This is a genomic window from Hydrogenophaga sp., assembly GCF_026125825.1.
GTDB lineage: Bacteria > Pseudomonadota > Gammaproteobacteria > Burkholderiales > Burkholderiaceae_C > Hydrogenophaga.
Map to the genome: position 1 here is coordinate 1 of NZ_JAHCKK010000127.1, position 9186 is coordinate 9186.

9 protein-coding genes are annotated in these 9186 nt (G+C 66.9%); 6 read left to right on the forward strand and 3 right to left on the reverse strand.

Features of this window, described 5'->3' with window-relative positions; translation table 11 throughout:
* The 4 genes from KIT86_RS22880 to KIT86_RS22895 form a co-directional block, all read left to right on the forward strand.
* A partial coding sequence (locus KIT86_RS22880) for a biotin/lipoyl-containing protein (RefSeq protein ID WP_297402686.1) occupies positions 1 to 1275 on the forward strand: 1275 nt, incomplete at its 5' end.
* A gap of 93 nt (positions 1276 to 1368) precedes the next feature.
* Positions 1369 to 1860, forward strand: coding sequence for a VOC family protein (locus KIT86_RS22885; RefSeq protein ID WP_297402688.1), 492 nt, complete (start codon positions 1369 to 1371; stop codon positions 1858 to 1860).
* Positions 1861 to 2008: 148 nt separating this feature from the next.
* The gene (locus tag KIT86_RS22890; RefSeq protein WP_297402690.1) at positions 2009 to 2296 is read left to right on the forward strand and encodes a hypothetical protein; all 288 of its coding nucleotides are present in this window, start codon (positions 2009 to 2011) and stop codon (positions 2294 to 2296) included.
* A gap of 78 nt (positions 2297 to 2374) precedes the next feature.
* Positions 2375 to 3895: a methyl-accepting chemotaxis protein gene (locus KIT86_RS22895; RefSeq protein WP_297402692.1), complete on the forward strand. Its 1521-nt coding sequence runs from the start codon at positions 2375 to 2377 to the stop codon at positions 3893 to 3895.
* A 10-nt stretch (positions 3896 to 3905) separates the two neighbouring features.
* Here KIT86_RS22895 and rsxB read toward each other — a convergent pair whose 3' ends face one another.
* Together rsxB and KIT86_RS22905 are read right to left on the reverse strand one after the other, a co-directional pair.
* Positions 3906 to 4568: an electron transport complex subunit RsxB gene (gene rsxB, locus KIT86_RS22900; protein ID WP_297402694.1), complete on the reverse strand. Its 663-nt coding sequence runs from the start codon at positions 4566 to 4568 to the stop codon at positions 3906 to 3908.
* A gap of 46 nt (positions 4569 to 4614) precedes the next feature.
* Positions 4615 to 6018 (reverse strand): polyhydroxyalkanoate depolymerase, encoded by a 1404-nt coding sequence (locus KIT86_RS22905; RefSeq protein ID WP_297402695.1) that lies wholly within the window; start codon positions 6016 to 6018, stop codon positions 4615 to 4617.
* 230 nt (positions 6019 to 6248) lie between these two features.
* On the opposite strand from KIT86_RS22905, the gene ygiD reads away from it, so the two are divergent.
* Positions 6249 to 7112: a 4,5-DOPA dioxygenase extradiol gene (gene ygiD, locus KIT86_RS22910; RefSeq protein WP_297402697.1), complete on the forward strand. Its 864-nt coding sequence runs from the start codon at positions 6249 to 6251 to the stop codon at positions 7110 to 7112.
* A gap of 85 nt (positions 7113 to 7197) precedes the next feature.
* On the opposite strand, the gene KIT86_RS22915 is transcribed toward ygiD, so the two are convergent.
* The gene (locus KIT86_RS22915; RefSeq protein ID WP_297402699.1) at positions 7198 to 8394 is read right to left on the reverse strand and encodes an amino acid aminotransferase; all 1197 of its coding nucleotides are present in this window, start codon (positions 8392 to 8394) and stop codon (positions 7198 to 7200) included.
* A 254-nt stretch (positions 8395 to 8648) separates the two neighbouring features.
* On the opposite strand from KIT86_RS22915, the gene KIT86_RS22920 reads away from it, so the two are divergent.
* The coding region (locus tag KIT86_RS22920; protein ID WP_297402701.1) for an XrtA/PEP-CTERM system exopolysaccharide export protein at positions 8649 to 9186 on the forward strand (538 nt) is incomplete at its 3' end.

The following is a 9186-nucleotide window of genomic DNA, read 5'->3' on the forward strand; positions in this document are numbered from 1 at the left end:
GCGGTGGCCCTGGCCAAGGCTGTGAAGTACCAGAGCGCGGGCACGGTGGAGTTCGTGGTCGGCAAGGATCAGGACTTCTACTTCCTGGAGATGAACACGCGCCTGCAGGTCGAGCACCCCGTGACGGAGTGCATCACCGGCCTGGACCTGGTGGAGTTGATGATCCGCGTGGCGGCGGGCGAGAAGCTGCCGCTGACGCAGGACCAGGTGCAGCGCAACGGCTGGGCCATCGAGTGCCGCATCAACGCCGAGGACCCGTTCCGCAACTTCCTGCCCAGCACGGGCCGTCTGGTGCGTTTCGCGCCGCCCGCGCAGACCATGTTCCAGGGCAACACGGCCGACCTGCTTGGCGTGCGCGTGGACACCGGTGTGCAGGACGGTGGCGAGATCCCGATGTTCTACGACTCGATGATCGCCAAGCTCATCGTGCACGGCAAGGACCGGCTCGATGCCATCGCCAAGATGCGCGAAGCGCTCAATGGCTTCGTGATCCGGGGCATCAGCAGCAACATTCCGTTCCAGGCCGCGTTGCTGGCCCATCCGAAGTTCGTGGCGGGCGACTTCACCACCGGCTTCATCGCCGAGCACTACGGCCAGGGCTTCCGCGCCGAAGATGTGCCGCACAGCGACCCCGATTTCCTCGTGGCCCTGGCGGCCTTCGTGCGTCGCAAGTCGCGCGAGCGCGCGGCGGGCCTGTCGGGCCAGCTGCCGGGCTATGGCGTGAAGGTGGGCCACGACTACTCGGTGATCGTGCTCAACGCCCAAGGCGGGCACGCCTACAAGCCGGTGCATGTGGACGAGGTGGTGGGCGAGATCGGTGCCGCCGTGGTGACCGTGGAGGGCAAGCGCTACGCGATGTCCAGCCCCTCGCGCCTGAATGACATCTGCGTGACCGGGACCTGCAACGGGCAAGCTTACACAGCGCAGATCGAACGCGGCACGCCGCGCAACCCGCTGGCCCTGGTGGTGCAGCACAACGGCACGCGCATCGAGACCATGGTGGTCTCGCCGCGCATGGCCGAGCTGCATGCGCTGATGCCTTTCAAGGCGCCGGCGGACATGAGCAAATACGTGCTCTCGCCCATGCCGGGCCTGCTGGTCGAGGTGGCGGTGCAGCCCGGCCAGAAGGTGCAGGCCGGCGAGCGCGTGGCCGTGATCGAGGCCATGAAGATGGAGAACGTGCTGTTCGCCGCCGCCGATGGCGTGGTCTCCAAGGTGCTGGCCAAGATGGGCGATTCGCTGGTGGTGGACCAGCCCATCGTCGAATTCGGTTGAGGCCAGGGGCGCAGCCTTCCATGCTGGCGGCGCTTGGCCTCGTGGCGGGCGCTTGAGCGCACGCCTGTTTTCTTCAACGGAGTTCATTGACCCATGCCTTCCTCCTCACGTCCTTTCAAGGTGCTGGGCATCCAGCAGATCGCCATTGGCGGGCCCGACAAGCAGCGCCTGCAGAAGCTCTGGGTCGACATGCTGGGCCTGGAGGTCACGGGCACGTTCCGCAGTGAACGCGAGAACGTGGACGAAGACATTTGCGCCATCGGCACCGGCCCGTTCAAGGTCGAGGTCGATCTGATGCAGCCGCTGGACCCCGAGAAGAAGCCGGCGGTGCACACCACGCCGCTCAATCACATCGGCCTGTGGATCGATGACCTGCCCACCGCCGTGCAGTGGCTGGGCGCCCAGGGCGTGCGCTTCGCCCCCGGGGGCATCCGCAAGGGCGCGGCGGGTTTTGACATCACCTTCCTGCATCCCAAGGCCAGCGAGGAATTCCCCATCGCCGGCGAGGGCGTGCTGATCGAGCTGGTGCAGGCGCCCCCCGAGGTGGTGGCCGCCTTTGCGCGCCTGGCCGCCCAGCCGGCCTGATTTCCAGGACCAGCGGCGCAAGGCCGGAGCAGGGCGGCTTTTCGGGCGCTGTTCGGCGCACCGCGGGCCAGGGCTCGACCGTAATCTTGTGACTTGTGAAGGCTGTGCCAAGGGTGGCACGGCGCACCCTTTGTCGCAGGAGTTCACCATGAACCCGTTTCCCGGCCAACCCTCGAAAGACCTTGCCAGTGCGTCCAGCTGGCTCGGGCGCGACATGGCGCCCGCCTGGCCCGCCGAATTGCTGGAGCACTTTTGCCTGCGCATGTCGTCCCAGGGCATGTGTGTGAGCCGGGCGCTGATGATCTGCGATCGCCGCTATGCGCTCGAACAGCTCGCGCACGCCCACAACATGGCCGACGACGCGCTGCGCATGATGGCCGTGCAGCTGTTCCGGCATTTCGAAGCCCGCCAGTCGGGCATCGCCGGCCTGCATTGAGCCCCGGGGGTTTCCCCGGCTCAAGGCGCATGGCTCGGCACCGATAAGAACCCATCCCAACCGAGGAGCGGTACACCCATGTCCGGATTCCACCCGCTGTTGCCCGGCGTCGCCCTGATGCGACGGCTCCGCCTGCGTGGCAAGCTGCTGCTGCTCGCGGCCACGTCGGTCCTGCCGCTGTTGCTCGCCTGGGGCTTGCAAGGCCCGGACGGGTTGCACGGAGGCGCCCTCACCGTCGCGATCGCGGGCCTGGCCCTGCTGGCTTATCTGATGGTTTCGTTCTATGTCAGCTTCACCGCCGACTTCCAGCAGGTGCTCGGCGCCATGGGACAGACGGTGTCGGGCAACCTGCGCTCCACGATCCGGGTGCAGGGCGACGATGAACTGGCCGAGCTGGCCGGCCTGCTGGACCGCACGATCGGCAACCTCTCGGCGATGGTGGCCGAGGTGCGCAGCAATTCCGCGCTCGTCGCGCACGCCGGCAAGAGCCTGGCCACGGGCAACCGCGACCTGGCCGACCGCACCGAACAGCAGGCCGCCAACCTGGAGCAGACGGCGGCCAGCGTGCAGGAGCTCTCCGGCACCGTGCAGCAGAACGCCCGCACCGCGGGCGAGTCGGACCAGCAGGCCGCGCAGGTGCGCGACGTGGCCGAGTCAGGTGCGAAGTTCATGGGCCATGCGGTCGAATCGGTCGAGGGCATCCAGAAAAGCGCGCACCAGATGAACGAGATCATTGGCGTGATCGACAGCATCGCCTTCCAGACCAACATCCTTGCGCTCAACGCGGCCGTGGAGGCCGCCCGCGCGGGCGAAAAAGGCCGGGGTTTCGCGGTGGTAGCCGCCGAGGTGCGCACGCTGGCGCAGCGCTCGTCCGCGTCAGCGCGCGAGATCCGCGGACTCATCGAAGCCTCGCGCAGCCAGGTGGAGGCGGGCGTGGCCCAGATCCGCACGGCCGGCAACAGCATCGGCCAGATCGTCACCGGCGTGCGCGGCGTGGCGGCCAACATGTCGCTGATTTCGGCGTCGAGCGCGGAGCAGAGCACGGGGCTGAGCGAGATCTCGGCGGCCGTGACCCAGCTCGACCAGATCACCCAGCACAACGCCCAGATGGTCGAACGCGCGGTGCAACAGGCCAACCAGCTGGAGCAGCGCGCGGCCCACCTGTCGAAGGCGGTGTCGTCCTTCATGCTGCAGCAGGGCACGGCCGACGAGGCCATGCAATTGGTCAGCCGTGCCCTGGCCCAGCGCCGGCAAGGGGGGCGCGAGGCTTTTGCGCGCGCGATCACCGAGCCTTCGGGTGGATTCCACGACCGCGACATGTACGTCTTCGCGCTGGACAGCGCCGGCGTCTACCGCGCCTTCGGTGGCAAGCCGGAGAAAGTCGGCAGCCGGGTGCAGGACATCGCGGGCGTCGACGGCCAGGCCTTGCTCAACGCCATCGTCGCCCAAGCTGAGGCGGGGGAGGGCTGGGTCGAATACGACATCGCCAACCCGGTCACCGGCCACATCCAGGCCAAGATGTCCTACGTGGTGAAGATCGACGATCTCTACGTGGGCTGCGGCGTCTACAAGACGGTGGCCGCGCGCCAGGGCGCCTGAGGGGGGCCGGTCAGCCCTCGCCGTGCCCACGCCGGGCGCGGGAACGGGCCAGTGCGGCCTCGATCACCGCGCGCTTCTTGTCCAGCACGGCCTCGTCGCTGATCTTCGAGTGCGCGGCCAGATCGGCCAGCTTCTCGCGCGCCTTGGCTTCCAGCCGCAGCTCCTGCTCCTGCTTTTCGCGCGCCAGGCGCTGCTGCCTCTGGATGTAGCGCTCGCGCCCCTGCGCGGCCTGTGCGGCCGACCAGGCCTGCCACCCGGTGCGCTCACCGCTCACGATCTCCAGCGAGATGCAGTCCACAGGGCAGACCGGCAGGCACAACTCGCAGCCGGTGCAATAGGGCTCGACCACGGTGTGCATGCGCTTGTGAATGCCCAGGATGGCGTCGGCCGGGCAGGCCTGGATGCACAGGGTGCAGCCGATGCACCAGGCCTCGTCGATCACGGCCACGGTCACCGGGCCTTCGATGCCGCAAGCCGGGTCCAGTGCCTGCACGGGCTGGCCGGTGAGGGCCGACAGGCGCTCGATGCCTTCGGCACCGCCGGGCGGGCATCGGTTGATGCCCGCGTCGCCGTCCGCAATGGCCTGCGCATAGCTTGCGCAGTCGGGGTAGCCGCAACGCGTGCACTGGGTCTGCGGCAGGGCGGCGTCGATGCGCCGGGCGAGGTCGTTCATGCCCGCAAATATACCGGCGCCGCCGGGGCGCCGTGGGCCGGGCCGATCAGGCCTTGGCGGTCTTGCGGCCGGCTGGCTGGCGGGTGGGCGCCGCTGCCTTGGCGGCCGGCTTGCGCGCCACGGCTTTGCGGGCTGCCCTGGCGGCCGGTTTCGCGGCGGCAGGTACCGCAGGCGATGCGTCTGCGGCCGGCTGGTGCGAGCGGATGAAGGTCTTGACCACCGGGTGCACCATGTCGCGCCAGCGCCGGCCGCTGAAGATGCCGTAGTGGCCCGCGCCCTGTGCTTCGTAGTGCATCCGGTGCGTCTTCGGGATGCCAGTGCACAGGTCGTGCGCGGCGGCCGTCTGCCCGGAGCCGGAAATGTCGTCGAGCTCGCCTTCCACGGTGAGCAGGGCGGTGCGCTGGATGTCCTGCGGCCGCACGCGCTCGAGTTCACCCTGTTCGTTCTTCACGTCCCAGGTGCCGTGGACCAGCTTGAACTCCTGGAACACCGTCTCGATGGTTTCGAGGTAGTAGTCGGCGTCCATGTCGAGCACGGCGTTGTACTCGTCGTAGAACTTGCGGTGGCTCTCGGCGCTGGAGTTGTCGCCCTTGATCAGGTCCTTGAAGTAGTCGTAGTGGCTCGACGCATGGCGGTCCGGGTTCATGGCCACGAAGCCGGTGTGTTGCAGGAAGCCGGGGTACACGCGGCGGCCGGCGCCGGGGAAGTTGTCGGGCACGCGGTAGATCACGTTGTTCTCGAACCACTCGTGGCTGCGCTGCGTGGCCAGGTTGTTCACCGCCGTGGGCGACTTGCGCGCGTCGATGGGGCCGCCCATCATGGTCATGGACAGGGGTGTGGTTTCGCCCCGGCTGGCCATCAGCGAGACGGCCGCGAGCACCGGCACCGTGGGCTGGCAGACGCTCATCACGTGGCAATTGCCGTAGCCCTGCTGCAGGTAGCGGATGAACTCCTGGATGTAGTTCACGTAGTCGTCGAGGTGGAACTCGCCGTCCGCCGTGGGCACCAGGCGCGCGTTTTTCCAGTCGGTGATGTAGACCTTGTGGTCCTTGAGCATGGTGCGCACGGTGTCGCGCAGCAGCGTGGCGTAGTGGCCCGAGAGCGGGGCGACGATGAGCACCACCGGCTGGCCCTTGAGCTTGGCCAGCGTGTCGGTGTCGTCCGAGAAGCGCTTGAAGCGGCGCAGTTCGCAGAACGCCTTGTCGATCTCGATGCGCTCGTGGATCGCGACATCCACACCGTCCACATCCACCGTGTGGATGCCAAACACCGGCTTCTCGTAATCCTTGCCCAGCCGGTGCATCAGGTCGTAACCGGCGGAGATGCGCTGGGCACCCGGCAGTTGCGCCAGCGGCAGCATGGGGTTGGTGAAGAGCTTGGACGCGACCTCGGCCAGGTCGGCGAACGGCTCCATGATCGAGCGCTGGGTTTCGTAAATCTGGTACAGCATGGGCGTCGAATCTGGTTATGTTGCAGTGCAATATAGCAGCATGTGCCCCGCCTTGTGAGGGTGAAAACACTATACCCTTCGGGGTAGTTGTCACCTTCGTGAAAGAATCGTGCCGCAACGGCGTGGCCGGCGGTGGAAACCACGGTCTTTGCGCTCGAACACCCTTCATGCAACGTCGCACCCTACTGATGGCGGGCGGGGCCCTTTCGGTCACCGCCCTCGGAACCTACATGAGCACCTCGGCCTCCGCTTCTTTGTCCGCCGCTGCCGGCCTCGCCGACCTGCCCGCCACGGAGCGCCTGCCGGTGCTGTTCCTGGGGCACGGCAGCCCGATGAACGCGATCGAGGACAATACCTGGCGCCGCAGCTGGCAGGCCCTGGGCCAGGAACTCCGGGCGCAAGGCACGCAGCCCCGCCTGATCCTGTGCATCTCGGCGCACTGGCTGACGCCCGGCTGGCAGCTCACCGCCATGAGCCGGCCGCCGACCATCCACGACTTCGGCGGCTTTCCCCAGGCCCTGTTCGACCAGCAGTACCCTGCGCCGGGCTCTCCGGCGATGGCCCGTGCCATCAGCGGGGCGGTCCGGCAGCCCGATTCCGGCCGCGCGCTGGGCCTGGACGAGCGCGAGTGGGGCCTGGACCACGGCACCTGGTCGGTGCTCAAGCCCATGTATCCGGCCGCGGACATCCCTGTGATCCAGCTCAGCATGGACTACCGCCGGCCCGCTGCCGAGCATTTCGCCGTCGGCCGCCAGCTTGCTCAGCTGCGCGAGCGCGGTGTGTTGATCGTGGGCAGTGGCAACATCGTGCACAGCCTGCGCACCATGCGCCGCGATGCGGCCGACAACCAGGCCTACGAATGGGCGATCGAGTTCGACCGCATCACGGCCGAACACATCGCGCAAGGGCGGCTGGAGGCCCTCAACGACTTTCAACAGCTGGGCGCGGTGGCGCAAATGGCGCATCCGAGCTGGGAGCACTACCTGCCGCTGCTGTACACGGCCGGGGCGGTCGGCGAGGGGGAGGCGCCGCGCTTCTTCAACGACGGTTTCCAGGGCGCCTCGATCTCCATGCGTTCGGTCGTCTGGCGCTAGACGAGCTCACCGCGCGCCGGGCTTTTCAGGGGCCACACCAGCGGCCCGGCCAAGCCGGTGCCGCGGTGTTCTGGGCCCGAGGCGCTCAGACCACCTTGGCGATGGCCTGGCAGACGTAGTCGATGTTCTTGCTGTTGAGCGCGGCCACGCACATGCGGCCGGTGTCGGTGCCGTACACACCGAACTCGTTGCGCAGACGCACCATCTGATCCTTGTTCAGGCCAGAGTAGCTGAACATGCCGATCTGGCTGGTGATGAAGCCCATGTCCTGCTTCACGCCAGCGGCCTTGAGGCCATCCACCAGCTTCTGGCGCATGGCCTTGATGCGCACGCGCATCTCGCCGAGTTCCTTTTCCCACAGGGCGCGCAACTCGGGGTTGTTCAGGACGGCGGCCACCACCGCGCCACCGTGGATGGGCGGGTTGGAGTAGTTGGTGCGGATCACGATCTTGAGCTGCGACAGCACGCGCGAGGCTTCCTCGGCGTTGTCGCACAGCACCGAGAGGGCCCCCACGCGCTCGCCGTACAGGCTGAAGCTCTTGGAAAACGAGGTCGAGACGAAGAAGGTCAGGCCGGCGGCAACGAACTTGCCAATGACCGCGCCGTCTTCGGCAATGCCGTGGCCAAAGCCCTGGTAGGCCATGTCCAGGAAGGGCGTGAGGCCGCGGGCCTTGACGGTGGCGATCACCTGGTCCCACTGGGCCGGGGTGATGTCGTAGCCGGTCGGGTTGTGGCAGCAGGCATGCAGCACGGCGATGGTGCCGGGCTGTGCGGCGTTCAGGCTGGCGAGCATGCCCTCGAAGTTCACGCCGCGTTTGTCGGCGTCGTAATAGGCGTAGGTGTCGACCGTGAAGCCCGCATTGGTGAACAGGGCGCGGTGGTTCTCCCAGCTCGGGTCGCTGATGAGGACCTTGGCGCTGGGGTTGAGGCGCTTGAGGAAGTCGGCGCCGATCTTGAGGCCACCGGTGCCGCCGATGGCCTGCACGGTGGCCACGCGGCCGGACTTCACCGGTTCCGAGTCGCTGCCGAACACCAGGCTCTTGACGGCCGCGTCGTAGGCCGCGATGCCGTCGATGGGCAGATAGCCGCGCGCGCTGGGCTTGTCCATCATCGTCTTCTCCGCGGCCTGCACGCATTGCAGCAGGGGCAGCTTGCCGTTGTCGTCAAAGTAGACACCGACGCCGAGGTTGACTTTGTTGGGGTTGGTGTCGGCGGCAAACTGTTCGTTCAGACCCAGAATCGGGTCGCGCGGCGCCATTTCGACGGCGGAGAAGAGGGACATGCTGGGTTTCCTGGGTTGAGGTCGGGAGCAACCGGCATTTTAGCGGCCGCTGGTCTGTGCTCCTGGTGTGAATTGGCGTGCCCGTTGCGATGCCGTCGTGCATGTTTTTGCCATATCCGTGCGCTTCCTCATGACAGCGGAGGGTTTGGGTATTCGTTACCGTTTACAAGCGTCCGGTTGCCGCATGTCTGCGGTATATTCAAAAGGGCGTTAACTTTTATTAACATTTCACCGTTCCATGGAGGAAATGGGTCATGCGAAAACATACTTCCGGTCTCGTTCGTGTTCTCGCCATTGGCGCCGCTGCAACCGCGTTGTTGGTGGGTGTCAGTGGCTGCGCGAGCAACAGCAACCTGCCGGCCGCGCCGGTGGTGGCCAGCACAGCCAATTACAACTACCTGGTGGGACCGGGCGACACGCTGAACATCACGGTGTGGCGCAACCCTGAGCTTTCGCTGACGGTGCCCGTGCGGCCCGATGGCAAGGTGTCTGCGCCGCTGGTCGACGAACTCGTGGCGCAGGGCAAGACGTCCTCCGAAATCGCGCGCGATGTCGAGAAGGCGCTGGGCAAGTTCGTGCGCGATCCTGTCGTGACGGTGATCGTCACCAACTTTGTCGGCCCCTACAGCGAGCAGATTCGCGTGGTGGGTGAGGCGACCAAGCCGCAGTTCCTGCCCTACAAGCAGAAGATGACGGTGATGGACGTGATGATCGCGGTGGGCGGCCTGACCGACTTCGCCGACGGCAACAAGGCCACCATCGTGCGCGCCGCTGAGAGCAACAAGCGCTACA